Source organism: Pseudomonas sp. R37(2017) (assembly GCF_002113375.1).
Classification (GTDB): Bacteria; Pseudomonadota; Gammaproteobacteria; order Pseudomonadales; family Pseudomonadaceae; genus Aquipseudomonas.
Genome location: NZ_NEHO01000001.1, coordinates 294,161 through 319,724 on the forward strand (window position 1 = coordinate 294,161; position 25,564 = coordinate 319,724).

The following is a 25,564-nucleotide window of genomic DNA, read 5'->3' on the forward strand; positions in this document are numbered from 1 at the left end:
CTGGCCTCACCACTCACGCGTCTCCCAAGCCTCGTCCCCCATCGGCTGGAACACATCCCGCATGAAGTCCTTGACGAAAAGATCCATGCTGAACGCCAGGGAATTCACACCGCTGACTTCCTTGTAGAGCAGCGAACCTTCCAGCTTCTCGTCCTTCAATCGAACCAGAACCTGCAGGGTGACCGCCATCAACGCCTTGGCAGTGGGGTAAGCAGGTGATTCGCCATCCGCCCCCCGCAGCGAGCGGAGGTATTCATGGATGGCATTCTTTCCTTGCCCTTCCATCGTCAACAGATGTTGATACAGACGCTCGAACTCGGGGTCCGGGCGCTTGCTGCCAGTGTGTTCCTGACTGGCAGCAAGCAAACGCGACTCAAGCGATTCGACCGTTGCGCGCTCTCCGCACTCAGCGGTGCGCAGACTCATACCGCTTTCAATCTTCATGGCAATCCTCGGTCGGGGCAGTTTCAGTGCAATCGGCCGAGCGTTCAGCAAAGCTCGAATACAGCTCCGTGAGTGCCTGCATGGAAGCCCGGTCCAGAGCGCGAACCGACTCCGGCAGGTTCGCCACGCATGCCAGCAAGCGCGGCTCCAGGCGTTGCCTCGTGGTTTCCAGATCGAACTCCAGCAGTTGATCCGCAAGCCGCGCCACATAGCGCTCCTGTGGGTGATAGTCGAGGACCAGTTCGCCGGACCAGAGCCTGCTCAAGCGCTCGCGAAGTGCATGGCCCTGCGGTCGACAATGCATTGGCAGCAGCACTTGCAACACGGCGCCCGTGCCGGTCGGTTGTGCCGTCAGCCAACGCTCGAGCATTTCGTCCAGCCATTCGGGACGCTTCAGCGCGTCTGCGAGCAAATCGCGAGCGGACTGCGCGAGGTTGCTGCGCAATTGCTGCCCCAACGCCTGCGACGCCAGCAAGCCGCTGGCCAGATGCTCGATAGCGCGCAAGATGCCGTCGGCATAGCCTTGCGAAAAGGCATGGGCGTGAACCGCTTCGGCGTCACGTCGAGCCTGCTCGACGCAATCACGGGCCCAACGCTGAGCCTGTTGCTGCAACGCGCGACGCCGGCGTGCGGCGGCGATGTCTTCGCGGGACAGATGCACATCGCTCGTCGCGGGAAGGTCAGTCAGGGTTCGGATAGCGTCGAGCATGTTGCACCGCCAAAAAGAAAAGTGCTGTATCGGGTGGCGAGACCGGCCACTGCCGGTGCAGGCGAACAACCGGTTCGGAAAATTGCAGGGGCAGGCGTTCGAGCAAGACTGGCGGTACCTGCTCGCACCAACTCCATAACGCATTGAGGCCGGCCGCTTCGACCTGCTCTATCGAAACAGGCGAACTCCCGATCGGCAGGGCGCATCGAGCACCCAGGCTGCAACCGGCGAACCGCCGCAGAGGCAATGGCAGGTGAAGCAACGTCGCGCCTCGCGCCAGCTCGGGCATCAAGCGATAAGCGCCCATCAGCCTTGCGATGTAAGGTAACTGGCGCCAATGGCGAACCCATTGCTGCGCCACGGCCGTCAGCGGCGCCACAGGCGATGCCCGCGATTGTTCAAGACCCTCGAGCAGTATTCGGTTGAGCAGACCTCGTGCCTCAGGCCCGGCAAATTGCTCCGGCAAAGACAGGCGCTGCGGATGCAGATAGCTCAGGGGCTCGGCGAGAATCTGCGATAAACATTCAGCGTGGGACATTACGCTGCCTTGCGCTTGATTGACGGTAAGCCCAGGCGGCGCCACTGGCCAACAACAATCCGCTCACCGCGGACAACCACCAGATCCAGTGCGAATGCCCTTGTGTGGCGGCCACGGACGGCGCGACATGTTGAGTCGGGGAGCGTTTCGACAACACGACCGAGATGTTCTCGTACTCGACCGCCGCAAAACTGTTCTTGAGAAAACGCTTGATGTCGGTGATGAGCAATTGCGGATCGACGTCGAGTTCATGGATCGCCACTGCCGAGAGGTGGACAGGCGGTTTATTGCGCCCGCCTTCGCCCGCCTCCAGGTCGTAACTGACATGCACCCGCGCCGACACCACACCTTCGAGCACCCCCAGCGACTGTTCGATGCGCTGCTCCAGCGCCGAATAAAGCCGGGCTTTTTCGGCCCGGGGCGAGGCCACCAACGAGTCGGCAGGAAACATCTGCGCCACTTGCAGGCGTGGCCGCGAAGGCAAGGAATAGAGGTTGAGCAAATCGACCGCCGCGGAGAAATCGACCTGATCGATTTTCACCGCATAGCCGGATTTGCCGGCGTCGACTTTCACCGCAGCGATGTTATTGCGCTGCAGCACCGAAAGCACTTCGTTGGCCTGCTGCTGATCCAGTCCTTCGAGCAGATTGGGTTGGCGACACCCCGACAGCACCAGGCACAAGAGCATCAGCAAAACGCCTGGCTTCATGAGGCACGCAGCAGGGTTTCGGCAGTGCCTACCGCCTTGCGGACCAGTACGTTAAGCAAATTGATGTCCACGTTGTATTGCCCGGTCAGCTCCTGTAACTGGGCCAGTACTTCGGGATTGGTGATGTCCGGCCGCTGCAGCATCTGATTGATGGCGGAAACGTCCTGCTCGCTATTGACCGCGGAACCGGCAAACGCTTCGATCAACCGGGACTCAAGGGATACGACCGGGCCTTCGTGGGGGCCGCGCAACTCCGTGAAGGCCGACCGACCGATGCCAGACAGAGAAATGTTTTGAATAGCCATGCAATGCACTCATGAAAATGGCCATTGACGCGTACCAATGGCCAGTCGGAAAGGAAGCGTCAGCGAGCTGCCTGGATAATCGCCATGTCGATATCCTTGAAGCCCTTGATCGTGTTGGTCTGAGCGTTGCGAAACACTGTGTAGGACGAGAACGCGGCCTGATACGCCGCCAGCAGGCCCGGATCCGACGCATCTTTCTTCAAGTCATCCAGCGCTTTGTCCAATGCGTCCTTGAGTTTGGATGCACCGTTTTCGAATGCCTCGGCCTGACGCCCGAGAAAGTCATCGGCAAAGTCGATGGGGATAGCAATGTCGGCCATGAGTCACCTTTTAGTGTTGTGTAGGAAAATGCCAGGATGACGTGGTCATCTTGATGTAGCCCTGCGGGCCGGTCTGGAACGACTTGTCCTTGAGGAAGTCGCCCTTGAGCTCGACGGTGAAGTGCACGTAGCGATCACCCCACTGTCGGTAAAAGCTGTCGATGTAGCGGCGGGCGTTCGCCAGTTCGGAATCCTGCAAATTGCCTGCAACGACAAACGTGACACTGTCCCCGTGGTCAATGCGGCTGAAAGCCAGTGACAGACGCTGCAAACCCTCTTGCGCCCGATCGACAAGCAGGCTGTCGTCCTGCATGTGCACCGTTATGTCCTGGGCATAAGGCGCGGCCAGAAGCAGTGCATCAAGCAGTTTTGCCTGCTTTTGAGGTGTAAGCAGATTGCGTTGTGCACTCAGCGACAATCGCGGTACCGAGGGTTCCTTCAGATCAATGGAGTGCCAGGCCAGTTGTGGATCAAGGTCAACCAGCAACTGCTCCAGCCGACGACGCTCCTGGTCCATCACCAGCACCTTGCCGCTCAGCGTGTTGTGGCGCACCAGCACTTGCCGACTCCAGCCCGCATCGCGTTCGGAAGTCACGAACACATAGATCGCATTGTCACGAGCGCTCAACACCCTGGCTTCGTCACTGGCGCCGGTGATCAACGCGCGAACATCGGCTTCGGGTGCAGAGCCAGGCACCGCCCCGAAGGCGACCGCAGTGACCAGGGCCGCCAGCGCGAGGCCGCTGGCGCCCCATCCAGACCAAGGGGAACGCCACCACACGACAGCGGTGGCGTCACAGGTAGCGCGAGGTTGCAGCCCGAGAAGCTCAGGTGCCCAGGGCTGGTCGTCAGGCCGCAAGGCGATTTGCAGGCCGCCGATCTGCACTCGGGTGTGGAAAGCACAGTGGCGTATTTCCATTGATTCATCGAGCACCCGCAGTGGCAGGCCTTGCGGCGTGGCTTGACCGGCCAATACTTCAAAATTGCATCCTCCCGACGCCAGGGGAACGAAGATGGCATCCGCCGGGACGCTGGCAGTCAGTACTCCCTCTCCCAGCAGATCCACAGTCCCCACCACAAACAGGGTCGTGCTTTCGCCGAGGGGGAATTCGCAACCTTGCAGCGCACCATTGAGTATCCGTAGAACGCAAGGTTGCGGGTCGGGGGCCGGCAAGACTGTCACCGTTCAAGCTCCAGGGCTATGAAATGAACGGGCATGGTAGAAAGTCCGGCCGCAGGCTTCATGATCGAATTCTGCCGATCGCGCCCTGCACAGGATCAGAATCTTGCGCCTGGTCTCAAGACCCCCTCATTGTCGAGCCAGGGAAACGCCTGGTAACGCTGCCAGACCTTAGCCACTTGATTCTGCGCTGCGTCATGCCAGACGCTGCTCGCTGATCAGCGTCGGTCGCTCGCGAACAGAATGATCCTGCGTCGATGCCGGATAGTGCACATGAGGCGCTCGTTGCAAGGAGTTCCAGAGCGGCTCAACCACCGGAACACCTGTCAAACCGGACCGAACTGACAACGCGGTACCATCAACGGATCGCAGCCTGACCAGAGCGCGCCAGTTCTCATACAGGTCGCGGGCACTGAATGGATTGACGCAGAACAGCACATTCCAGGCAGCCAGGCCCTGTTCACCGATTGCGCTTTCGCAGAGCCCGGCCTGTTCGAGTTCGTCCCAGGCTGCCCCGTGCTGGCCAGAATGAGCCAACACCGCGAGATATAGAATCGCCAGCAACGAATTGCCCGAAGTGCCTTGTTGCAGGGCTCGACGAGCCATCGGCACGGCCGACTCGGGACTTGCGGCAAGCGTTATGCGCAGACGCAAGACCTGCGCCCGTACGCAATCGGGATCATGCCGCAGAGCATTGTCGATACTTTGCGCAGCCTGCGCGTTGCGCCGCCAGAACCAGTGATGCCAGGCATGAAAGTAATGAACGTCAGCCTGATCGGCAGCCAGCAGACAACGGTGGAAAAGCACCTGGGCCGCCTGTTCGCTGCCGCGCAGACTGGTGAGCAACGCCAGGCGAGTCAATGCAGGGATGTTGCCAGGGTCCAGGGCCAGGGCATTGGAAATCGCCGATTGTGCCTCATCGATTACCCGGTCCTGACAACACAGGCCGATCATTGCCTGCCCCAGCCACGCATCCGCCAAACCACACCAGGACAGTGTGTACCCGGCATCGAGCTTCAGGCACTGGCGAAACTGTACCAGCGCATCGCGCAGACTTTGCGGGGTGTGCTGCTGCAGGCAGCACAAACCACGCAGGTACGCCACCGCGGCCGGGTATGACGCGCAGGCATCACCCACCAGATGCAAGCCGGGAACACGCTGCGCAACCAGACACGTCAATGCCCCAAGCGCCGCCCCGGAATCACGGGCATCCAGTGTCTGCCCATGCAGCAGAGCGTGGTCGTGGCCACGGATCAACTCGACCGACCATTGCGGCTGATCGCTCGGGCCACTGCAACGCCCGCTCAAGCAGAAGTCCGCGGACAACTGCCCGATCAGCGACCGCACATCGACCGGTTGTGCACAAGCGGCTATCAAACCTGAAGGAATGACGTGCAATACCTCGCCGAACGCCAAGGTCAACTGACGGATCATCACATCCTGCAGGTCCAGCGCTGCCGCCTCCCCCAGATTGCGCAACGGCAGAACAGCCAGCGAAGGCGCCACAGTCCTCGCCTGATCCGGTGTGTCGAGTTCGACAACCGCACAGGCAAATCGATAGCCCTGGCCGTACACGGTCGCGATGAAGTCCTTGTTTTCCCTGAGCAGCTTGCGCAATGCGTAAATGCAACGGGTCAACGATTCTTCGGCGGCATCCATCTCGGGCCACACATGGTCCAGCAAATAATCCTTGCTGACGACCGAGCCCGCCGACCGCAGCAGCAGGCGCAGCACGCTCAACTCTTTGGGTGGGACGTGGACGCCCTCCCCGTCTCGCATCAGCGTTCCATCGCCTTGCAATAGCCAGTGATCGAAAACGAATGACTTGACCAGCGATTGATCAGTTGCACTGTCCATACTTTGAAATATCTCTATAGAAAGTTACTCAAGCGCAATCAAGCCTGCGGGAGATCAGGCTCGAGACGACAAGCCGCGTGACTATAGGAATTTGAGTAGGATGATTCCGTAGGATAGATAACTCTATAGCGTAGGAAAGTACGACATGAGCAGTAAGCTCTCTTTAACGATCAAGCTCCATCTGTGACCCGTAGAAAAAAAGCGATGCTCACAGAATCGACCCGTACGCATTGCAATCGAAATGACAGAGCATTTTTAAACGCTCAACGGCATTTGCACACGCTCACCAAACGACAAATGTCACCGACCGTTCGCCACTGCGCCACATCGACATCCGCCAGATCGATGCCAAACGCCTCATTGATGGACATGACAATCTCTACGACACCCACGGAATCAACGCACAAATCTTCCACCAGCCGTGAATCCGACCTGATCGTCTGTCGATCAACCCGTAAATAAACCGACACCACCTGTATAACCTGACGTTCAAGATCATCACTCATGAAACCCGACATTACGCCCTCCAACAAAAAATCCGGGCGCAACTCCAGCCTGGACAAGCCAGTGCCACGCCCGCATTAAGAATATTTTTCACTTTTACCGACAGGCGGCAGCTTCGCCTCAAAAAATCAACATGGCCTTCAACATATCTGCGAACTGATTCAGATGCGAAGACAATGTCTTGTTGAAGTTATCGTGATAAGAGTTGGCATTCGAATATTTCTGGGTAAAGGACTGCAATGTGTTCTTCATCCGCTCTTCCTGGGCATTGAAGCCGGTTTGCCAAGCCTGGAATCTGGCGGTATCCCAGGTAACCGACCCGCTTGATGGAAGACTGCCGCGCATACTCCATAACGGCCCGGTGTCTATGACTACGCAGTAACTGCCATCGGCATTTCGCTTGAGGCAACTTGCGGGCAGCCCCAACGCTTCTCGCCACTTTTCCGCTTCCGCCCGGCTCGTGCCTCCTTCTCCGGGTTTGGGAAACAGCACGGATGCAGAGCCTGGATGAGTGTACTTGTCGATCAGGGCAGTGAGTGCGGCTCTAAGCGCGCCGGCATTCAACTTGACTTCCTTGCCCTCTTTGGCGCCTTCAATCCAGTCTTTCAATTTCGCGGTAATGTCCGCATTGAAGTCGGAAAAAAAGTTCGAATAGGCCGCGATGATATGTTCATAACCGGCCAGGTAACCGTTCTTGATCAGGTCAATCAGTTCGTGCAGCTTGTCAAAAAACTCATTCGAAGAATTAATTTCCTGATCGAACTCGTCAGCGATCTCGACCGGGATCGACATGTGTCTCAGCCCATCGAGAATACGATCTTTCTCATCGTAGAGTTGCTGACGTTGCTCCATTGGCAGCGTATCGACGCACAGGGTGAACACCGTTCCACTCTGCCGCATCTGATGTGTACATATCAGCGATCGAATATGTTTGGCCCGAATCTGCTCGACAAACTCGGCAGACGAAAAACTCTGCGCCAAAACCTCCGCGGGCGAGCCTTGAAGCTCTCCTGGAACGCCTGCGGGGCACCTGAGCGTGCTTTCAAGATGACGATTCAGCGTCTTTACCGAACGCTCGAGCAATTGCGCGAGGGAAAACCCGGCGTGGACCTCGACAGGCATTTCGGCAGGCAACGGCGTATCAACAATGGCATACGAACCGTCAGGGACGCTCTTTACCGGAAGTGGGGGCTCTGTGATTCTCATGCTTTCCTCACTTACAAGCTTCTAATGACTTCAAGGCGCGATTGAAAAAGCTGCATCACGATGTCCATGATTTTTTGCAAGAGCGCAGCATCGGCCGAATCTTTCTGACCGACCTCGTCACTCAGGCTTTTCTGGGTGTTTTGTGCACTCTGTTGCAGGACTTCTTTCTCCCGCGCCGCGTGCTCGGTCATACGAACCAGACTGGATACAACCTGACCCAGGTTCATCGACAGGGTGCTGAGCAAGCGACCGATTTCCAGTTTCTTCTCAATGCCCTTGCTGCCCATCTGGCTCAGCCAGTCGGAAGTTTGGCCCACCTTCTGCGCCTTGAGGATTTCCCCGTCGAACCATGCCTGCTCCTGAGGGGTCAAGGTCGAACCCTTGGATTTGAAATCGACTGAGGTCGACCGGCCGACATCATCGAAGGTTTTTATCTTGCAGGTGGCTTGCGGGTCCCATTCATTGCGGGAACGCTGCTGCTCGAGGTCGCTCTTGATTTGTCCGGCATCCAGGGCATTGCGTTTATGCAGGTTGATATCCGCATGTTTGAGCCCCAGACCTTGAGCCGTTTTCAAGAAGGCGGCACCGGCCATTACACCGGACACGGCGGCGGCGGTAACGGCACTGTAGAAAGCCGCATTGCCAGACTCGACAATGGCTGCGCCCTGGGCCTTGGCCGCCTCGGCAGCCATCACAGCAAAATGTCCACGCAGTTGAGCGTTGACGACCCTGGCGACGTTCAACGCAATAATTGCAGCGATCAATACATTGGCATGCTTTTCCCACGCGCCCGGATCGAACATCAGATCGTCGATCACTTCATCCGGGAGCATCATCAAAGCCGAAGCGAAATCCTGCCAGTCCGCTTCACTGGGCTGGTGGGCGTCGATTGCGCTTTCGAGTTGCGCAGCCGTAGGGACGGTGAAGTCAATCTTCTTCAGTACCTGCTTCTCCGCGAGTTGATTGATTGCCTGAGCAGAAAGATGCTCCTGAGCGAAAAACGCGCTCAGACCGGCATCTTTGACCGAATCGTCAGTCAATAGCGTTGACACAGGCCTGATCGTGGCTTGAATGGTAGGCATGACAAATTTCCTTCAATCAGTGAGTTCAAACGTGCCGGGCCATGTGCAGGCTCACGGTGTGACTGCGTTGCATGTCGGCAAAGACCTGTTCGATTTGTCGTGTACGGACCTGCATCGCCTGGCCGTAGTCTTCGACCAGTCGAGTGAGGTAAGCCGAGATTTCTTCGCTGATCGCCATGCGTACGCGCACGTCGGCCAGGTGCTCGGCGGCCTGGGCCTGGTGATGGCCGCTGGCGACCTGCAAGCCACCCTGCACGGCCACGTTGCCGAACTCGGTGACGGCCTGGGCAATCTGCAGATTGGCTCCGTAACGCGCCAGGGACACGGCATCGGCACCATGGGTGATGAAGCCGCGCAACTGGGTCAGCATCTGGGTCAACGAGTTACCGACCGATGAAACAGCCTGTTTGAACGCCTGCATGGCCGCGGGTGCGGCATTGGCAATCATCGAAGACAGTTTCGAGGCGATGGCGCCGACCATTGGCCCGATCACCTGTGCCCCGACCACGGCCACCAAGGCAACGGCAGCCAGTGTGGCGGCGATGCCCTGGATCATGCCGGCGATTTGCGCGATGTCCCTGGCGGTCTCCGGGTCGACGCCAAATGCCACCAGCAATTTTGTATAGATTTCGGTGAACAGCTTGATGGCTTCCTGCATGACCGTGGTCAGCGGCTTCATGGCTTCGGCCATGAACGACACACCGGTTGCCGACTGGACCGCGGCATCGGAAATCATGATCGCCGCGCCAATCACACCCACCGCGATCAGCACCGGGTTGGCGGTCAACACGCCGGCGGCGATGGTCGCGACGGTCAAAATCGCACCGACGATTTTGCCGATGCAGCCCATGGTCTTCTGCAACGCCTCGGCCTTGCGGACTTCTTCCAGGTACTTTTCCGACTCAAGCTTCATGTGTTCCTGAAGCCTGGCTTGCAGTTCCAGAAACAGCTCTTGATTGACCTCCTCCTTGTTCTGCGCTGCATCACCCAGCAACTCGATGATCTTCAAGCGGTTCAGCAGTGCCAGTGCGCTGCTGTTCAGGGCCTTTTCGTTGGACTCCTTCACCGAAGGTCCGCCGAGCCCGGCTTCCTGCACCTTCACAGCCACCACCGCCAGTGTTCTGGCGCAAGCGTTGGCGATCTCGATCAGTTTCAGGTGGGCTTCGGTCGCCTTTTGCAGTGTTTGGGTATGCCCCGTCAGCTCACCCTTGAGCTTGTCGCGCAACGCCAGTTCATCCGCGTACTCAGGTGACTCAGGATCCAGCCCCTCCAACCGTGCTTCACTCTCATCCAGCTGCCCCTGGACATGCCGAACCCGTTCCTGCAACCGATCGAGGTGTTCCTGGCTGCTCCCGACCCTGCCCTCGGCAGCCTCCAGCGCCTCGACGGCTTCAGCGTATTCAGCCGCCAGTTTTTCATGCCCTTGCTGCCTGGCACCGGCCATGCTCTGCAGCATCGCCATGCGATTCTTCAGTTTGTTGACGTCGACCTCGCCGAGCAGCTCACTGATCATCGCCATCAACAGTGTGAACAGATCACCATTGGTTTCCTGCTTGTTGCCGTCCGCGCGTGGTGGTGGAGCGTGCAGCACAGGCCGGCCCGAAATGGCGTTGGCCGCACCGTGTCGGTCTTCGTAGCTCACCGACATCATGTGGGCCAACGCTTCCTGGCCGGCCTTCCGGTAATCGGCCGTCCTGGCGACCTGACTGGCCGCCTCGCCATATTTCTCAAAGGCCTCGCTTCGACCTGCCGAGCCCGAAAATACCGGCCTTGGGGTGCTTCTGATTTCAGTCATGCTCTGTCTCCGAACAATCCTTTTCAATGTGACTCAAGGTGTCTAGATACACCTGAGCCTGCTTGTGCAAATCGTCTTGCCTGTCCTGTTCCAGCACATACTCGAAACACAATCTGGCCTTGCCGATCTTGCCCAGCGCCAGATGACACTGGCCGCTGTGCAACATGGGCCGGTAGTCGTTCTTGCCTTGGGCGAAGGCGATCGCGTACAGGTCGATCGCTTTCTGGTGGTTCTGCTTGAGTTGATGTACGGCGGCCAATCCCATCCAGTAATGGCTGTTGTTGAAGTCGTAGATGCACAGGAAGTGGAAGAACTTTTCGGCATCGTCCAGACGTCCCTGTTCATAGAACTGAAAAGCGAAGGCATAGAGGCTGTTCATGTGCTCGTCACTGATGCCTTGTACGTCTTTCAACGCCACGCCACCGAGCACTGCATCCACGACTTCCAGGGCCAGTTGTTCATCTTGTTGTTTGTCGCGACTCATCGACCACACTCCTGAAAAACGTCAGCGCTGCTGACGACTGCATTGGGCCAAAGCGCTGGCGGGCACGCTGCCAAATTGCGCTCATGCCAACGTTCGGAAGAAAAAGAAAAAAGGAGAACTCAGGCTTGCTCGACCTGTTCGAGCCAGATCAGCAAACGCAGCACTTCTTCGATTTCCTGCACCTGAAGGAAGCTGTAGCGCTGGTGGGTCTTGAAGATCCGTCGGGCCAGGGCGATGTCGTTGATCACCGGCACGCCGACTTCCCTGGCATAGGCTCGTACCGCGAGGGCGCGTTGGTTGGTTTCCATCAGAGAGATGAATGGCAGCACGGTGATTTCCGGGCGGAAGTACACACCGATGGCAATGTGGGTGGGGTTGGCGATGATCATCCGCGAGCTGCGCACATCGGACTTGACCTGCTCTGACAGCAGCTCCCGATGCAGGTCACGACGGCGCCCCTTGATTTCCGGGTTGCCGTCCTGCTCCTTGTGCTCTCGCTTGACCGAATCCTTGTCCATCATTTGATCCTTCATGAACAGCCAGTACTCGCTGAGCGCATCGAGCACGACGATCAACAGGACACAGGCCAGAAACGCCAACACCAGTACCAGCAGCAAATGCCCCCAGACGGCGAACAGGTCGGGCGCCTGGATGAACAGTTGGGCAAACAACAGTTGCCGCTGCGTGACCCAGACGATCCACAGCGCCATGGCAAAGCTGCCCAGGTACAGCAGCGCTTTGACCGTGTCCTTGACCGTGCGCAGGCTGAACAGTTTCTTGAAGCCATTGATCGGGTTCAACGCACCGAAATTGAGCTTCAGGGCCTCGCTGGCCAGGGCAAAGCCGCTTTGCAACAGCGCAGGCAATGCGCTGGTCAACACGCACACCAGCAGCAACGGCAGCAAAGCCTTGATTCCGAGCACCACCATCATCGCCGAGTACTTTTGCAGGTCGGCGTCGAAGTCGCTGGCGACGATGCGCCGATAGGCTTCCATGACCTCGAGCAATGAGCTGTTGAACACCATGAAGGTGATGCCGCAGAGGGTCAGGCAGGTGACCACCAGATCCCTGGCCTTGAATGTCTGCCCTTTGCGTGATGCGTCGCGCAGTCGCTTGGCGGTGGGTTTCTCAGTCTTCGAGGCGCTGGACGACATCGGCGGCCTCCCCGTCGCTGTCCAGATAGCGCTCCAGCCCATGGGATTGCATGCCCATGTGCAGTACTTCATCCGGCAGGTGCACGCCGAAATACAGCATCAACACCACCAGCGCCACCAGGCTCTTGACCGTCAGCGACACCGAGAATGCGTTCATTTGCGGCGCGTACCGCGAGAGCAAGCCAAGCAAGGCTTCGCTGACCAGCAGCGTGGCCACCACCGGTGCGGCGATCACCAGCGTCTTGCTCACCAGTGCATCGAGCAGGCTCAGGACTGATGGCAGGTGCATCTCGCAACCATTGACCGGCGCGCAAATACGGTAGCTGTGGCCAACGGTTTCGAGCATCAGCAACATGCCGCCGCCTTCGAGATAAACCACCGCGGCGAACAACTGGAGAAAATTTGCCAGCTCCGACGTATCGACGCCGTTGGCCGGGTCCACGGTACTGCTGAGCATTGCCCCGCGCTGGTTGTCGATCAGGTTGCCCATGGCGTGCAATACCCAGAACGGCCAGCACAGCAGGCATCCAAGCAACACGCCGATGCCAGCCTCACGCAACACCAGACCAAAGAACGCCAGCCCATCGAGCGCCGGCAATGGCACACCCACACAGGCCCAGAATCCCGTCGCCACCAGCACGATGACAGCCTGGCGTGGCACGCCCGTGAGCACGCCACTGTTGAGAAACGGCAACATGAAGAAAACCGGCGCCAGGCGTGCAACGCCGACAATGGCGGCAGCGAACCAGGCGTGCAGGTCAAAAAACAATGTCACCGCCATCGCGCTAACCCAACGCCAGACGAATGACTTCACGGCTGAAATCGAGCAGGGTTTCGCCATACCAGCCCGAAAGCAGGAACAGGCACGCGGCGACAGCCAACAGCTTGAAACCGAACGGCAGTGTCTGCTCCTGCAGTTGGGTCACGGTCTGAATCAACCCGACCACCAGGCCGACCACCGTGGCGACAATGATCGGCCAGGCCACCATCAACAGGATCAGGTACAGGGTTTTATTGCCGGCATAGACCAGATCGTTCATTGGCCGCCCCTACGCCAGCAAGGTCAGGTATTGCTTGACCAGCCCGGTGGACAGCAGCGCCCAGCCGTCCAATGCGACAAACAACACCAGTTTGATCGGCACCGAAATGATCACCGGGCTCATCATCATCATGCCCAGCGCGAGCAGAATGCTGGAGATCACCAGATCGACGATGACGAACGGCAAGTACAGGTAGAAACCGATCTTGAAGGCGCTTTTGATTTCACTCAATGCGTAGGCCGGCAGCAGGGCAAACAGCGACGGCGCGAGTTCTTCATCGGCGGGCAGACCGATGTCGGACTCACTCTGCACCGCTTGCGCCCGCTCGAAGAACAGCGCCAGTTCCGGGTCGGTGTATTGACGCAGGTATTGCTTGTACCCCCCCAACCCGTTCTCGGCAAAGTTCACCACCGACTCGATGTCGGTAAAAGCCACCTGTTCTTCCTTGTAGTAGCCATAACCTTGCTTGAGCACCGGCGTCATCACGAAAATCGCCAGCATCAGGGCAATCGCATTGAGGGCCATGTTCGACGGCACTTGCTGTAATCCCAGGGCGTTGCGCACGATGACGAAGACGATGGAAAACTTGATGTAGCAGGTGCCTGCCGCTACCAGAAACGGCAGCAAGGACGCGAATGCCAGTAGCGCGATCAGCGAGACGTCATTCATCCCGTGGGTTCCGATAGACCTCGAGCAATTCAACCCCCAACTGTTCGTCCAGTTGCACCAGTTCCCCACGGGCAACCGGCTTGCCATTGGCGCGGATCTCGATGTGCCGTGCGGCGTCGTCAGCCAGCGGGATCAGTTGCCCGTCGATGAAGTGCGACAGCGTGGCCAGGTCGATTTCATGGGTACAGAGCACGAACTCAAGGCGTACCGGTAGAGAACCAGGATCGACATCCGACCCAGGATCCGGTGTGTGCTGTTGATTTGCATCGGCCACGGTCGACTGCATGTGCAAGCCCTCTTCTGTAAAGGTGAAAACGCCGAGGCATCGATCCGCCAACCGACAGTGTTGAGTCCGCCGAGTGATTCGCAGGAGATCGCCTTCGCCGAGTCGTACCCGGCTCCCTTGGCTCAGGTGACTGACCCCCAGCACCAGCTCCAGGCGCATCGGTAAATCGCTGAGCCATGAACCGGGACCCAAGGCCTCGGATGCAATGCGTGTCGCTGGCAACTGCGTCAACCACACTCGCCCCCCAGGCGTGTCAAGCCATGGCATGTCATGGCTTGGCAGTTGCGCCTGATCGACCAACACGATGTCCGTCAGCACCCGATAGCGCAGCTCTTCCACCGCCATCGACAGCGGCTCCGGTACCGCTCGAAACAACCCTGCGATACTCGCCAGCGGACACTCGACCGCCAGCAGCGAGCGCAATTGTGGAATCGAGTGATGCAACCAATCGCGAGCGACGATCAGCCCCTGCCAGCCCCCGCCGTCGCCTTGTGCGCAAAAGCGCAAATAACCGGATTGCCTTGGCGGACGCCCCAATCCTGCGCTGACACCTGCCCATCGCCAGCGTTGAACCGCTTGCCCATGGGCATGTGTTTGAGCGTCGACCTGGCGCAACTTCAGTGCGCTCATGCCGGGTGCTCGGAATGTTCAACCTGCTCGTCGTCTGGCGACTGACGGGAACCCTGGCGCTGTTGCTCGCCACCACTGTCTGTCAGTCGCCAGGCAGGCTCGCGAACCCACTCGAAAGGCACCTTGAGCTGCTCGAACACCTGGGTATTGCTCGGGCTGAGTTGCAGCATTCGGGTGGGCTCGTCGGGCACCCGGCTGATGGTCACTTGTCCGCTGGCAGCGCCTTTGTTGAACGACACCTGCAGCAGACTACGGTCCGTGCCCGACGGGGTTTCAAGTCTTGCGTCGAGCGCTGGCGGCGGTTGCAACGTTGCCGGTGGAGGGCTGGACAGTCGTGCAACCCAGGGCACCTGGCGCGGGGTTTGATGACTCGACAAGGCTTCGGGCAATTGCCTGTAGAAAGTGGGTAGCGGCGGCGCACTGGAACTGGCGGCACACTCACCCGACAGTGTTTCGACGGAATTCGAAAAGTGCTTGATCAACGCCGGCTCGACCGAGCTCGATACAGGCGGGTTCAAGTGCGGTGACGCAGTGACCCGATCGATGGAAGCAGCAGTCGATGCCATTGATTGCGGCAACAAAGGTTTTTTCGGTTTGCCGAACAACGGACTCGCTTGTGGATAAGACGTCGCCATCGAGGCAGTCGTTCGTACCTCATCGCGCTCGAGATCCGTTCCCTGGGCGATGGCCATCGATTGTCCAGACACTGTGCGCCCCGTTTCGCTCAAGGGGCGATGACGCAGGATCAGTGTCGCCATCAGTTTCAGTACACCTTGTGGCAACGCCTCCTCTTGCTCGGGCACAAGGGTGTCCTGAAGCTCTTCCATGGAGTCCTCGATGACGGTGTCCAGGACGTGGACCGGCGCAGGTGAAACAACAGATACCTCTTTCATCGCCGAACTCCGCATCTCTCTTCTACCTCTCTTTCTTCCCGGCGCACCTGCTCAAGTCGTTGCTCACGCAACAGCTGCCGGACAGACCGCTCGTACCTGTCGTGTTTGCGCTGCAGAAAAAGCAGTTGTTCGCGCTGCTCCTGAAGCAGTTGCTCAACCTGCCGGCATTGTTGGTCCACGCGCTCACGCTCGACACGCAACAGATCAATCTGCCGACGGATAACAGCCTGCCGTCGCAGCACCGCCAACAACTGCCCGTGATCCAGCACGCAGTCATTTGCGCGATGGCTGGCCAAGAGACTTTGCAGTGCGGCTTCCTGCCCCTCGAAACCGGCCCGCTCCTTGAGCAGAGGCTGCAATTGCTGTTGTGTACGCAGCACAGCCTGTTCACCGCGTTGCCGACGGAACTGACTGAACGCCGACAGGCGCCGTTGATCAGGCAATGCGCTCATGTCATCAGCCCCTGCAATTGGCTCAGGGCTTCGTCCGGCTCACACACTTCGTCCACGGACTGTCGCAGCCATTGGGTGAGGGCTTCGCTGCGTTGCAATGCGTGGTCGTTGGCGGCGTCCATCCCCCGGGTGTACTCGCCCATATCGAGAAAAATCTGTAATTGCTCAAGACGCGCCAGCATTGCCCGGGTCGCCGCCGCCAGTTGCCGCACCTCCGGTGCAGTGACTTGCGTCGCCACGCGGCTGACACTGCGCAAGACATCAATCGCCGGGTAGTGACCTTTGGCCGCCAGCGCACGGCTGAGGTACACATGGCCGTCAAGAATGGAACGGATCTCCTCGGCGATCGGGTCCGGCTCATCGTCACTTTCCAGCAGCACCGTGTACCAGGCAGTAATGCTGCCGGAAGCGGTCACCCCCGGTCGCTCCAGCAAGCGCGGCAAGGCATCGAACACCGAAGCCGGATAACCCCGCCGCGCCGGTGCTTCACCGGCAGCCAGGGCCAGGTCGCGCCGTGCCCGGGCGTAACGCGTCAACGAGTCCAGCAACAACACCACACGCCGACCCTGATCACGAAAGTACTCGGCGATGGCGGTGGCCTGGAGGGCCGAGTTACAGCGATCCACCGATGAAAAATCCGCAGTGGCGTACACCACCACGCAACGGGTGCGTTTTTCCGACTGGCGCAAATGCTCGATGAACTCCGTCACCTCACGGCCGCGTTCGCCAATCAGGCCAATGACAAACACATCCGCGTCGGTGTGCGTGATCAGCATATTGATCAAGGTGGTCTTACCTGAGCCGGCGGCGGCAAAAATGCCGATGCGCTGACCGACGCCACACGTCAGCAGGCCATCGATGACACGAATGCCGGTACGCAATGGTTCCTCCACCGGGCGTCGCTGCTGGTATGACGGTGGGTCGGCGTCCACGGGACGGTCCTGTCGGGCAACCGCCGTTGACGGGGCAAAGCGTTCGACGATGACGCCCCGGGGATCGACCACGCTGCCGAGCAAAGCGTCGCTGCACGTCAATTGCAGTGTCGAGCCCGTAGGCACAAGCATCGACTCCCTGGACAAGCCTTTCGCATCGCCGAGCAAACTCAGCAGCACAGCATCGGGCTTGAAGCCAATGACCTGCGCCCTGGCCGCAACATCAGGCAAACGCCAATGCCGACGCACTTCACAGATTTCGCCGATCACCACGTTGCCCAGTGCCGCTTCGATCAAGGGACCGTTCAGGCGCATAGGATGGGCGGCAGACCGTTCCAGCCGTCGGTTCATAGCCGCAGGGTGCCGCACAGTTCTTCGACTACGACTACAAAATGATCCAGGGCCTGGGCGAAATGGCTGGCATCGCCGAGGGCTTCTTCGTTGCACATCAACCGTAGTTCGAGCTGTCCCTCTACCTTACACAAATGCAACTGCCCACTGCGGGACCAAGGGCAACCCCGCAGTAAAATCTGCAACAACGCAGCGGCGTTGCGATCCAGTTGCGCAGGCTCGATCTGAATGACTGCGGTCCAGACCCATATATCTCCGTCCACGTTACCGACGTTGATATCGGGCAACTCCTTCATCTGCATTTCAATCGTGCTGTGACTGTCAAAATGTCCGATCTGGCTGTCCTTGCAGCCACTGTGGCGCAGTGCTTCGCGCAGCAGGTCGGCGATATCCATTGGCATCATTTACAGGTTTCCTTACAGTGTTTTGAGGACATTGACGGAGACCGTTTCGGACACTTCGCCGAACGACATCACGTCCAGCTCCCGAAACCGTCCCTCGATCAGCTTCTTGATGTAGCGCCGCACATCGACCGAACACAGCAGCACCATGTCCTTGTGTGCGATGTACACGCTGTCCAGACCGACAGTCAGTCGGTCCATCATTTCTTCCGAATCGGCCGGTTCCAGGTTGATGAAACTGCCGCTCGACGTTTGTCGAATGCCTTTGCGTACCACCTCTTCGAACTCCGGCGACAACAGCACCACGCGCAGGTCATTGCCCTGGGCAAACTTGTTGCTGATATAGCGGGCCATCGCGCCGCGAACGTGCTCGACCAGTGCCAGTACGTCCTTTTCCCGCGACGCCCAATGGGCCAGGGATTCGAGAATGAGCTTCATGTTGCGCACGGAAATGCGCTCGCCGATCAACCGCTGCAGCACCTCGGCAATCTTCTGCACCGTGACGTGGCGATACACCTCCTTGAGCAGATCGGGGTAGCGCGCTTCCATTTCGTCGAGCAGTTGCTTGGTTTCCTGCACGCCGAAAAACTCCTGGATGTTGCGCGCCAGCAGAGTGACCAGGCAGCGATAGCACTCCTCGTCGGCCGGACGCAGGTGATACCCCAACTGTTGCACCCGCTCCCTGTCGGCCTCGTTGATCCAGACACCGCCCAGTCGGTTGCTGTCATTGCCGCGCACCAAGGCAAAGCCCAGTGGTTCCAGCTCGGGCGAATAGTCGAGCAGGCGCCAATGATCGAAATGGATATCGAACTGCTCGGCGCGTACTTCGTTGATCAGCACCGCGACTTGATGGGCCGGCAATACCTCACTGGCGCGCAGCTGCGGTTCGGGAATGCGCAGTCCGTAGTCGACGAAAAACTGGCTGCGAAAACGTGCGGCCCAGCGGGCCTTGCCCAGCGCTTCCAACCGCGCGGTGGGCACCAGCAACATCAAGGCGACGGTTTCGGTGGCAATGTTGTCAATGTCCTCGAGCAGACCCGATCCGGTCTGCCTGGCATCCCCCTGGGCAGAGGTCGGGCGCTCTTCATGTTTACTTTCACCCCGGGAAGCCTTGCGCTGACGGACGAACACCACCAGCGCCAGGACAGCGGCGATGGGCAAAAACGTCATCAGCGGAAACCCGGGCAACAGACCCACGCCCACCGCCAGCAACGCCGTCACGCCCAGCACGAATGGATGACCCAGCATCTGGGCGAGCATGTTGCGTCCCAGGTTGTTGTCATCGCCGTTGACACGGGTGACGATGAAACCGGCGCCGATGGCGATCAGCAACGCCGGAATCTGTGCCACCAGACCATCGCCAATGGTCAACAGGGTGTAGGTCGACAGGGCCGTGGACAGGTCCATGCCCATTTGCCCGACCCCGATGGCCATGCCGCCGATGAAGTTGACGAAGATAATGATGATGCCGGCGATGGCATCGCCCTTGATGAACTTCATCGCACCGTCGAACGAGCCGTACAACTGGCTTTCACGCTCCAGCACGCTGCGTTTTTCCCTGGCCTCTTCGGCAGTGATGGCGCCCGCCTTGAGGTCACCGTCGATGCTCATCTGCTTGCCCGGCATGCCGTCCAGCGAGAAGCGCGCCGCGACTTCGGCCACCCGCTCCGAGCCCTTGGTGATCACAATGAACTGGACAATGGTGACGATGGAAAAGATCACGAAGCCCACCACCAGGCTTTCACCGATCACGAACTCACCGAAGGAGGCGATGATCTCCCCCGCATCGGCCTGGGTGAGAATCAGCCGGCTGGTGCTGATCGACAGCGCCAGACGAAACAACGTGGTCAACAGCAGCAAGGCCGGGAACGTAGAGAAACCGAGGATGCGTTCGATGTAGAACGAGCCCATGAACACCAGCAGCGAGATCACGATGTTCAGGCCGATGAGAAAATCCACCAGTACAGTCGGCAGGGGAATGATCAGCATGGCGATGATCATCACCATCAGCGACAGGATCAGCAGCTCCGGGCGAGCGCTGACGTTGCGCAAAAACACATTGAGCATGGCGCTTCAGCTCCGGGAAAAAATCATGGGCAGCCGCCGAGACGTCGCTGTTCGATACATTCGTGGGTGTAGGCGATGTCAGCCAGTCGCGTGAATTGCTCTGCCAGCCGCAGCGGCGCCTGTTCATCGGCAAACAGTGGCGTCGGTAATTGCAGGCTGAGCCGGCGCACTGTCTGCAGCAGCGTCGAACGCTCATGGTGTGCACTCAACAGCACGCGCTCCCCCAAGACGCCCAGCAACAGCTGGTCGAGATCATCGGGGTAGGTCAGCACACCGAACAGGAACACCAGCCAGTCGGGTTCATCGGGGTTGTGCCGGCAGATGAGTGCATCGCCGAGCAGGCTGCCGATGAACAGGTCATCGGCTGAACGCAGGCGCTTGAGGTCGTTCACCCTGGCCAGCAATTGCCCGAACTCTGCGCGCGAGCAACTGGGATCCTGGGCACTGATGTCGGTCAGCAATGCCGCTTCGATGAAGGCCAGCACATTCATGCGTTGGGGCGCTCCGTACAGCGCAATCCAATCCTGATAGCAACCCACCGGGCTTTCGTCGGACTCGAGAAAATCGCGGTAGGTCTCGCGCAACAGGTCTGCGCGCACCGCCATGGTCTTTCCGAACATTCTGGCTTTGAGGGCGGCGTTGATTCCGGCATTCATCCGTTTTGGAGAGGCGTTGGCAACCACCGCCTGCAACAGCATTTCAAGGCGCTGGCGAGTGCCGGCCTCCAACTTCTTGCGGCGCAACAGTTCTCGCAGGACCAGGGCCAGGTCGCTGTCATCGGCGAACAGCTGTCGCGCCATTTGCAGCAGCCAATTGACGGGTTTATCCGTCAGCCGCGCAAGTTTGAGTATCTGCTGCGCCTTGGGCACGGTGTCGTCGTCCAGGACCCTTTCGAAGTTATCGGTCAGGCTCTCGGACTTGAGTTCGAAATGCCGCCGACCACGGAACTGCGCCAGTACCGCCGACATTTCGTCGCTGATCTGCACAAAGCGTTGAGCAGCGCCCATACCGCTGTCGTCGAGATCGATGTCGACATCCGCCTGCGGCTGCGGATGCTCGGCGGCTTTCTCGGCATTCAAGCGAGCCTGCGCGGCACGCCCACCTGTGGAAATCGGTGGCAGGATCATTTGATTGCCGCCCGAAAATAGGAACGGCGCACACGTTCGTGCTGCTCCGGAGTCAACAAACGCTGACCCGGTTCGGCAGTGGCCGGCTCCAGTGCGTCGAGAATTTCCTTGGGCTGAATCAGGAACACCCGCACCGTGTTGGCCGAGCGGTTCTGCCGATAGCTGAACAGGCCCCCGATCCACGGAATCGAACCCAGTACCGGTATCCGTCCGACTTGCTCGCTGTTGTCATCGCGGGTGAAACCGCCGACCAACAGGCTCTTGCCCTGGGGCACCCGCGCCACCGTGCTGATCCGCGTGCGGCCGACCGTCGGCAACGTGCCCGGCTGCTTCCCCTGATCAGGACTTTCGACTTCGTTGCCGTCCTCGATATTGAGCGACATTTCAACCTCGTCCGCCTGGGCGAAACGGGGCAATACGCTGACCAGCGTGCCGTAGGTCACGTGCTGCAGATCGACACTGCGCTCCCCCACCAGCGGGGCATAAAACGTGCGGTTGTTATCGAAGATCGCCGGGACGTTCTCTTGCGTCAGGATGACCGGCCGCGACACCACGTTCGCCCGGTTGGTATGCTCCAACGCCATGACCCGGGCCACGAATGAGGCACCATCGAGAGTGGTCGCCGAGCCGGCGTTGAGCGATGCCGCGAATTGCCCCGACTTCAACGAACCTTGCCAGTTGATGCCCAACTGGTTGAGTTCATCCTTGTGCAAATCGATGATCCACAACGACAGTTCCACGTGTCGTTTCGGGCTGTCCAGCGCGCTCACCAGGTTCTCGATAAAGCGCACTTGCTCCGGCAACCCCTTGACCAACAGGCTGTTGGTGTCCGGATAGGCCACCACTCGAATGTTTCCGGCGGCCACGTCCCGTGCAATGATTCGCGGTGCTGCCGGGTCCCGGTCCGCAGGAGGAGTCGCCAGGCCTTCCAGCGGAAACGCCGGCATCAATCCCTGCGATCCCTGTGCAGAGGCGTGCGCCACCGACGGCTCGATCTCGCGCTTCTCGCCTCGCAACAAATCCTCGATCACGGTTGCCAGTCCGGGAATGGTCACCTTGTCATCGCGCAGCTCGTACCTGCGGTCGCTGACAAAGGTGTTGCGCACCTGGATAACACCGATCTGCTGTTTGCCCAGCAACAGCTCCGATTGCTGGTTATCCAGCATCCCGGCCGCTTGCACCACCAGATCGACATACATCGGCGGGCCAGACACATGGAAAGTACGCAGACCGTCGTGGCGCAATGGATAGCGGGCATCGTGCAATCCGGAACGCTCGAGGAACGCCTGTAGCCTGGCCACGGTCTGGGTCTGCAGCGACACCAAGGAGCTTTTCATTTCCGGGGCGTCGTACAGATAAATCGCCTGGCCGTCGCTGAACCAGATCAAGCCCATCCGGGCACTGATACGTTCAAACGTCTGTTGTGGTTTGCGCAGATCGAACGTACCGGAAATCCGCTTGAGCGCGGCAGCCTTACTGACAATGACCGGTTTGCCCAGAGAGCCGGACAACTCGCTGAAAAAAGTCCGGGCACTCTGTTCACGGGCCTCGAAATCGAAGACATCGGCCTGCGCGGCAAAGGGGACGAGCAACAACACTGCGTTCAAGCAGATTGGCAAAAGTGATAAGGACAACGATCGGCGGTTCATCGGTTCACTTGACTGGAAGGTAGGTAATGTCGGCCAGGCTGCTGGGCGTGAACCCCACCAGCTCGCGGATTTCCCTGGAAAAATGCGAAGAAGAGGCAAAACCGAACTCCAGAGCCACATCCGTCAGGGAGCTGTCCTGCAGACTCATGTTCAACAGCGCCTGGGCGGTGCGCCAGCCACGCAAGACAGGCTTGGCCGCCGTGCCCAGCGCCTGTTGGCACAGTCGACGAAAATGCGACACGGAAACGCCATAACGCTGCGCCAGGGTGCTCAGCTTTTCGCTGTGAGTGCCCTGTTCCAGCAGAAAGCGCACAAGTCCGTAACTCTCGGTATGACGCAGCACGCAGGCAAAGGCTTGATAAGCCATGCCACCGCTCATGGCCTGTTCGATGTACCAGCGCGCAAGCGCCCTCTCGCACTGAACGGTTTGCTGCGCCACCGGCAATGCCACCCAGGGTGCCTGGCTGAGTCGTTGATCGTTCAGCGCGCTCCCCTGATCGATGAACACTTGCAGTTTCACCAGTGCTGCTTGCGCAATTGGCGAAGCCTGCGCGCTGCCGCGCACCTCACATACTTCGCTCATGGCAATCAGCCCTTCCCAGCCAACCGGCAGGCAGCAGGCCGACGCGCTCTGCACCGACGCCAGATGCAGGGGGGATTGGCTGACGCGCAGATGCAGCACCCGTTCGCTGAAACGTGCATCAGGGAAACCTGCGGCGGGTAGTGATTCGATGTGCACTCCAACCTCCTATACGGCCTGACGATCAAGGGTCGGCAGGATGAAAGAGCGCGCGCGTCGAATCCTGATGTAAAACTGATGAACCCGGGATGGCATATGCCTTGCACCACTCCAGGCACCAGCACCATGCCAACGACGGAATGTGTGCACAGACAATGGCGTCGTCCCTGGCCGGCATGCACGGACCGGGGACGACGTTTCTTTGCAAGGTGAATGCGCGATGAACGAACCGTCAGCCGGCCCTCTGGCCTGGGTCAATGGCAGCGATGCCCCGGAAAAGACCGAAATCAATCTCGGTTTCATGGCCTTGAGCGACTGCGCCTCGGTGGTGGTCGCCGCCACCCAGGGCTTCGCCCAACCCTACGGCCTGACCCTGAACCTCAAGCGCCAACAGTCCTGGGCCAATCTGCGGGACAAACTGGTCAGCGGCGAACTGGATGCCGCCCACAGCCTCTATGGTCTGATTTACGCGGTTCACCTGGGTATCGGAGGCGTGGCCGCGACCGACATGGCCGTGTTGATGGGTCTGAATCAGAACGGCCAGAGCATCAACCTGTCCCGCGGCTTGCAAGCACGAGGGGTGACCAGTCCTGAGGCATTGGATCGGCACGTGCACCAAACTCGCCCAAAACTCACCTTCGCTCAGACTTTTCCAACCGGCACCCATGCCATGTGGCTGTATTACTGGCTCGCCGCCCAGGGCATCCACCCGCTAAGGGACGTCGACAGCGTGGTGGTGCCGCCACCGCAAATGGTCGCGCACCTGCAAGCCGGACGTATCGACGGGTTCTGCGTCGGCGAACCCTGGTCCGCCAGCGCCGTGCGGCAGGAGCTGGGGTTTACCCTGGCCACGACCCAGACCCTCTGGCCCGACCATCCGGAAAAGGTCCTCGGCTGCACCCGTGCGTTCGTCGAGCAATACCCCAATACCGCCCGGGCATTGGTGATGGCGATTCTGGAGGCCAGTCGCTTCATCGAAGAAAACACCGAGAATCGACGCAGCACTGCACAATTGCTCAGTGCCGAGCAGTACCTTGACGCACCACTGGACTGCATCGAACCGCGCCTGCTGGGCGAGTATGTCGACGGCCTTGGCCATAACTGGCAAGACCCTCACGCGCTGCGTTTGCACGGGAATGGCGAGGTCAACCTGCCGTACCTGTCCGACGGCATGTGGTTCATGACCCAGTTCCGCCGCTGGGGTCTGTTGCGCGAGGACCCTGACTATTTCGCGGTGGCCCGTCAGGTGCAGCAACTGGACCTCTACCGTGAGGCTGCCGGTGCCGTCGGGGTCACTTGGCCAGCCGAGGACATGCGCAGCAGCCAGTTGATCGACGGCAAAATCTGGGACGGCTCGGACCCGGCCGGTTATGCCCGCAGCTTCAAACTGCACGCCATGAGCGACAGCTCGCACCGATCCGCCAGCCGCTGACAGGAGACCACGGACATGCTGCGTATCCTGCTGATCAACGACACCGCTAAAAAAGTCGGACGCCTGAAGGCCGCCCTCAGCGAGGCCGGATTCGAAGTGATCGATGAGTCCGGCCTGACCATCGACTTGCCCGAACGCGTCGAAACGGTGCGTCCGGATGTGATTCTGATCGATACCGAGTCACCGGGCCGCGATGTCATGGAACAAGTGGTGCTGGTGACTCGCGACCAGCCACGGCCGATCGTGATGTTTACCGACGAACACGACCCCGATGTGATGCGCCAGGCGATCAAGTCGGGGGTCAGTGCCTACATCGTCGAAGGCATTCACGCACAACGCCTGCAGCCGATTCTCGACGTGGCCATGGCGCGCTTCGAAAGCGACCAGGCCTTGCGCGCCCAGTTGCATGCCCGCGACCAGCAATTGGCCGAGCGCAAGCGCATCGAACTGGCCAAAGGGCTGCTGATGAAAATGAAGGACTGCAATGAGGAAGAGGCCTACACCCTGATGCGCCGCCAGGCGATGAGCCGCCAGCAGAAACTGATCCAAGTGGCGGAGCAGATTATTGCCATGAGTGAGTTGCTCGGCTGAAACCCCAGTGGCGTCTGC

At 59.4% G+C, this 25,564-nt stretch carries 28 protein-coding genes; 2 read left to right on the forward strand and 26 right to left on the reverse strand.

The window, feature by feature from the left end; translation table 11 throughout:
• Positions 1-6: 6 nt before the first annotated feature.
• The 26 genes from CAG47_RS01350 to CAG47_RS01475 form a co-directional block, all read right to left on the reverse strand.
• Positions 7-444, reverse strand: coding sequence for a hypothetical protein (locus tag CAG47_RS01350; protein WP_085723126.1), 438 nt, complete (start codon positions 442-444; stop codon positions 7-9).
• A complete protein-coding gene (locus CAG47_RS01355; RefSeq protein ID WP_085723127.1) occupies positions 434-1,153 on the reverse strand; it encodes an oxygen-regulated invasion protein OrgB in 720 nt (239 codons plus the stop codon). Before CAG47_RS01355 ends, CAG47_RS01350 begins: the two co-directional genes overlap by 11 nt.
• Entirely contained in the window at positions 1,125-1,691 is a 567-nt protein-coding gene (locus CAG47_RS01360; RefSeq protein ID WP_085723128.1) for a secretion system protein, read from the reverse strand. Before CAG47_RS01360 ends, CAG47_RS01355 begins: the two co-directional genes overlap by 29 nt.
• Entirely contained in the window at positions 1,678-2,400 is a 723-nt protein-coding gene (locus CAG47_RS01365; RefSeq protein ID WP_085723129.1) for an EscJ/YscJ/HrcJ family type III secretion inner membrane ring protein, read from the reverse strand. The genes CAG47_RS01360 and CAG47_RS01365 overlap by 14 nt, the downstream gene beginning before the upstream one ends.
• Complete coding sequence (gene sctI, locus CAG47_RS01370; RefSeq protein WP_085723130.1) at positions 2,397-2,705, reverse strand: type III secretion system inner rod subunit SctI; 309 nt, start codon at positions 2,703-2,705, stop codon at positions 2,397-2,399. Before sctI ends, CAG47_RS01365 begins: the two co-directional genes overlap by 4 nt.
• A 59-nt stretch (positions 2,706-2,764) precedes the next feature.
• Positions 2,765-3,025, reverse strand: a complete 261-nt coding sequence (sctF, locus tag CAG47_RS01375; RefSeq protein ID WP_085723131.1) for a type III secretion system needle filament subunit SctF — start codon at positions 3,023-3,025, stop codon at positions 2,765-2,767.
• Positions 3,026-3,035: 10 nt separating this feature from the next.
• Positions 3,036-4,208, reverse strand: coding sequence for a PrgH/EprH family type III secretion apparatus protein (locus CAG47_RS01380; RefSeq protein WP_085723132.1), 1,173 nt, complete (start codon positions 4,206-4,208; stop codon positions 3,036-3,038).
• A gap of 192 nt (positions 4,209-4,400) precedes the next feature.
• The gene (locus CAG47_RS01385) at positions 4,401-6,062 is read right to left on the reverse strand and encodes a winged helix-turn-helix domain-containing protein (RefSeq protein ID WP_085723133.1); all 1,662 of its coding nucleotides are present in this window, start codon (positions 6,060-6,062) and stop codon (positions 4,401-4,403) included.
• Positions 6,063-6,325: 263 nt separating this feature from the next.
• Complete coding sequence (locus CAG47_RS01390) at positions 6,326-6,568, reverse strand: acyl carrier protein (RefSeq protein ID WP_256577356.1); 243 nt, start codon at positions 6,566-6,568, stop codon at positions 6,326-6,328.
• A gap of 118 nt (positions 6,569-6,686) precedes the next feature.
• On the reverse strand, positions 6,687-7,772 hold the full coding sequence (locus tag CAG47_RS01395) for an IpaD/SipD/SspD family type III secretion system needle tip protein (protein ID WP_085723135.1): 1,086 nt from the start codon (positions 7,770-7,772) through the stop codon (positions 6,687-6,689).
• Between the two features lie 11 nt (positions 7,773-7,783).
• A complete protein-coding gene (locus tag CAG47_RS01400) occupies positions 7,784-8,854 on the reverse strand; it encodes a cell invasion protein (protein ID WP_085723136.1) in 1,071 nt (356 codons plus the stop codon).
• Between the two features lie 25 nt (positions 8,855-8,879).
• Complete coding sequence (gene sctE / locus CAG47_RS01405; protein WP_085723137.1) at positions 8,880-10,649, reverse strand: type III secretion system translocon subunit SctE; 1,770 nt, start codon at positions 10,647-10,649, stop codon at positions 8,880-8,882.
• Positions 10,642-11,133 (reverse strand): type III secretion system translocator chaperone SicA, encoded by a 492-nt coding sequence (gene sicA / locus CAG47_RS01410; protein WP_085723138.1) that lies wholly within the window; start codon positions 11,131-11,133, stop codon positions 10,642-10,644. Before sicA ends, sctE begins: the two co-directional genes overlap by 8 nt.
• A gap of 119 nt (positions 11,134-11,252) precedes the next feature.
• On the reverse strand, positions 11,253-12,287 hold the full coding sequence (locus CAG47_RS01415) for an EscU/YscU/HrcU family type III secretion system export apparatus switch protein (protein WP_085723139.1): 1,035 nt from the start codon (positions 12,285-12,287) through the stop codon (positions 11,253-11,255).
• Entirely contained in the window at positions 12,262-13,068 is an 807-nt protein-coding gene (gene sctT, locus CAG47_RS01420; protein ID WP_085723140.1) for a type III secretion system export apparatus subunit SctT, read from the reverse strand. The genes CAG47_RS01415 and sctT overlap by 26 nt, the downstream gene beginning before the upstream one ends.
• Positions 13,069-13,072: 4 nt before the next feature.
• A complete protein-coding gene (locus CAG47_RS01425) occupies positions 13,073-13,327 on the reverse strand; it encodes an EscS/YscS/HrcS family type III secretion system export apparatus protein (protein WP_020795892.1) in 255 nt (84 codons plus the stop codon).
• Positions 13,328-13,336: 9 nt separating this feature from the next.
• Positions 13,337-13,996, reverse strand: a complete 660-nt coding sequence (locus tag CAG47_RS01430; RefSeq protein ID WP_085723141.1) for an EscR/YscR/HrcR family type III secretion system export apparatus protein — start codon at positions 13,994-13,996, stop codon at positions 13,337-13,339.
• A complete protein-coding gene (locus tag CAG47_RS01435) occupies positions 13,989-14,912 on the reverse strand; it encodes a FliM/FliN family flagellar motor switch protein (protein WP_085723142.1) in 924 nt (307 codons plus the stop codon). The genes CAG47_RS01430 and CAG47_RS01435 overlap by 8 nt, the downstream gene beginning before the upstream one ends.
• The gene (locus CAG47_RS01440; protein WP_085723143.1) at positions 14,909-15,805 is read right to left on the reverse strand and encodes a hypothetical protein; all 897 of its coding nucleotides are present in this window, start codon (positions 15,803-15,805) and stop codon (positions 14,909-14,911) included. Before CAG47_RS01440 ends, CAG47_RS01435 begins: the two co-directional genes overlap by 4 nt.
• Positions 15,802-16,257 carry a type III secretion protein gene (locus CAG47_RS01445; protein WP_085723144.1) on the reverse strand — a complete coding sequence of 152 codons (456 nt, stop codon included), beginning with the start codon at positions 16,255-16,257 and terminating at the stop codon, positions 15,802-15,804. Before CAG47_RS01445 ends, CAG47_RS01440 begins: the two co-directional genes overlap by 4 nt.
• Complete coding sequence (sctN, locus tag CAG47_RS01450) at positions 16,254-17,540, reverse strand: type III secretion system ATPase SctN (RefSeq protein WP_085723145.1); 1,287 nt, start codon at positions 17,538-17,540, stop codon at positions 16,254-16,256. Before sctN ends, CAG47_RS01445 begins: the two co-directional genes overlap by 4 nt.
• Complete coding sequence (locus CAG47_RS01455; protein WP_085723146.1) at positions 17,537-17,944, reverse strand: Invasion protein B family; 408 nt, start codon at positions 17,942-17,944, stop codon at positions 17,537-17,539. Before CAG47_RS01455 ends, sctN begins: the two co-directional genes overlap by 4 nt.
• A 12-nt stretch (positions 17,945-17,956) precedes the next feature.
• Positions 17,957-20,008, reverse strand: a complete 2,052-nt coding sequence (locus CAG47_RS01460; protein WP_085723147.1) for an EscV/YscV/HrcV family type III secretion system export apparatus protein — start codon at positions 20,006-20,008, stop codon at positions 17,957-17,959.
• A gap of 23 nt (positions 20,009-20,031) precedes the next feature.
• Positions 20,032-21,135 carry a type III secretion system gatekeeper subunit SctW gene (gene sctW, locus CAG47_RS01465; protein ID WP_085723148.1) on the reverse strand — a complete coding sequence of 368 codons (1,104 nt, stop codon included), beginning with the start codon at positions 21,133-21,135 and terminating at the stop codon, positions 20,032-20,034.
• Complete coding sequence (gene sctC, locus CAG47_RS01470) at positions 21,132-22,784, reverse strand: type III secretion system outer membrane ring subunit SctC (protein WP_085723149.1); 1,653 nt, start codon at positions 22,782-22,784, stop codon at positions 21,132-21,134. The genes sctW and sctC overlap by 4 nt, the downstream gene beginning before the upstream one ends.
• 4 nt (positions 22,785-22,788) lie before the next feature.
• Positions 22,789-23,523, reverse strand: coding sequence for a helix-turn-helix domain-containing protein (locus tag CAG47_RS01475; RefSeq protein ID WP_177408901.1), 735 nt, complete (start codon positions 23,521-23,523; stop codon positions 22,789-22,791).
• A gap of 220 nt (positions 23,524-23,743) precedes the next feature.
• Here CAG47_RS01475 and CAG47_RS01480 point away from each other — a divergent pair, with 220 nt between their 5' ends.
• Complete coding sequence (locus tag CAG47_RS01480; RefSeq protein WP_085723150.1) at positions 23,744-24,955, forward strand: CmpA/NrtA family ABC transporter substrate-binding protein; 1,212 nt, start codon at positions 23,744-23,746, stop codon at positions 24,953-24,955.
• 15 nt (positions 24,956-24,970) lie between these two features.
• A complete protein-coding gene (locus tag CAG47_RS01485) occupies positions 24,971-25,546 on the forward strand; it encodes an ANTAR domain-containing response regulator (protein WP_085723151.1) in 576 nt (191 codons plus the stop codon).
• Positions 25,547-25,564: the final 18 nt, after the last annotated feature.

Bases quoted from the DNA above. Each gene is read 5' to 3' on its own strand.
- CAG47_RS01350 (WP_085723126.1), bottom strand. From the start codon at position 444: ATGAAGATTGAAAGCGGTATGAGTCTGCGCACCGCTGAGTGCGGAGAG.
- CAG47_RS01355 (WP_085723127.1), bottom strand. From the start codon at position 1,153: ATGCTCGACGCTATCCGAACCCTGACTGACCTTCCCGCGACGAGCGAT.
- CAG47_RS01360 (WP_085723128.1), bottom strand. From the start codon at position 1,691: ATGTCCCACGCTGAATGTTTATCGCAGATTCTCGCCGAGCCCCTGAGC.
- CAG47_RS01365 (WP_085723129.1), bottom strand. From the start codon at position 2,400: ATGAAGCCAGGCGTTTTGCTGATGCTCTTGTGCCTGGTGCTGTCGGGG.
- sctI (WP_085723130.1), bottom strand. From the start codon at position 2,705: ATGGCTATTCAAAACATTTCTCTGTCTGGCATCGGTCGGTCGGCCTTC.
- sctF (WP_085723131.1), bottom strand. From the start codon at position 3,025: ATGGCCGACATTGCTATCCCCATCGACTTTGCCGATGACTTTCTCGGG.
- CAG47_RS01385 (WP_085723133.1), bottom strand. From the start codon at position 6,062: ATGGACAGTGCAACTGATCAATCGCTGGTCAAGTCATTCGTTTTCGAT.
- CAG47_RS01390 (WP_256577356.1), bottom strand. From the start codon at position 6,568: ATGAGTGATGATCTTGAACGTCAGGTTATACAGGTGGTGTCGGTTTAT.
- CAG47_RS01395 (WP_085723135.1), bottom strand. From the start codon at position 7,772: ATGAGAATCACAGAGCCCCCACTTCCGGTAAAGAGCGTCCCTGACGGT.
- CAG47_RS01400 (WP_085723136.1), bottom strand. From the start codon at position 8,854: ATGCCTACCATTCAAGCCACGATCAGGCCTGTGTCAACGCTATTGACT.
- sctE (WP_085723137.1), bottom strand. From the start codon at position 10,649: ATGACTGAAATCAGAAGCACCCCAAGGCCGGTATTTTCGGGCTCGGCA.
- sicA (WP_085723138.1), bottom strand. From the start codon at position 11,133: ATGAGTCGCGACAAACAACAAGATGAACAACTGGCCCTGGAAGTCGTG.
- CAG47_RS01415 (WP_085723139.1), bottom strand. From the start codon at position 12,287: ATGTCGTCCAGCGCCTCGAAGACTGAGAAACCCACCGCCAAGCGACTG.
- sctT (WP_085723140.1), bottom strand. From the start codon at position 13,068: ATGGCGGTGACATTGTTTTTTGACCTGCACGCCTGGTTCGCTGCCGCC.
- CAG47_RS01425 (WP_020795892.1), bottom strand. From the start codon at position 13,327: ATGAACGATCTGGTCTATGCCGGCAATAAAACCCTGTACCTGATCCTG.
- CAG47_RS01430 (WP_085723141.1), bottom strand. From the start codon at position 13,996: ATGAATGACGTCTCGCTGATCGCGCTACTGGCATTCGCGTCCTTGCTG.
- CAG47_RS01435 (WP_085723142.1), bottom strand. From the start codon at position 14,912: ATGAGCGCACTGAAGTTGCGCCAGGTCGACGCTCAAACACATGCCCAT.
- CAG47_RS01440 (WP_085723143.1), bottom strand. From the start codon at position 15,805: ATGAAAGAGGTATCTGTTGTTTCACCTGCGCCGGTCCACGTCCTGGAC.
- CAG47_RS01445 (WP_085723144.1), bottom strand. From the start codon at position 16,257: ATGAGCGCATTGCCTGATCAACGGCGCCTGTCGGCGTTCAGTCAGTTC.
- sctN (WP_085723145.1), bottom strand. From the start codon at position 17,540: ATGAACCGACGGCTGGAACGGTCTGCCGCCCATCCTATGCGCCTGAAC.
- CAG47_RS01455 (WP_085723146.1), bottom strand. From the start codon at position 17,944: ATGATGCCAATGGATATCGCCGACCTGCTGCGCGAAGCACTGCGCCAC.
- CAG47_RS01460 (WP_085723147.1), bottom strand. From the start codon at position 20,008: ATGCTCAATGTGTTTTTGCGCAACGTCAGCGCTCGCCCGGAGCTGCTG.
- sctW (WP_085723148.1), bottom strand. From the start codon at position 21,135: ATGATCCTGCCACCGATTTCCACAGGTGGGCGTGCCGCGCAGGCTCGC.
- sctC (WP_085723149.1), bottom strand. From the start codon at position 22,784: ATGAACCGCCGATCGTTGTCCTTATCACTTTTGCCAATCTGCTTGAAC.
- CAG47_RS01480 (WP_085723150.1), top strand. From the start codon at position 23,744: ATGAACGAACCGTCAGCCGGCCCTCTGGCCTGGGTCAATGGCAGCGAT.
- CAG47_RS01485 (WP_085723151.1), top strand. From the start codon at position 24,971: ATGCTGCGTATCCTGCTGATCAACGACACCGCTAAAAAAGTCGGACGC.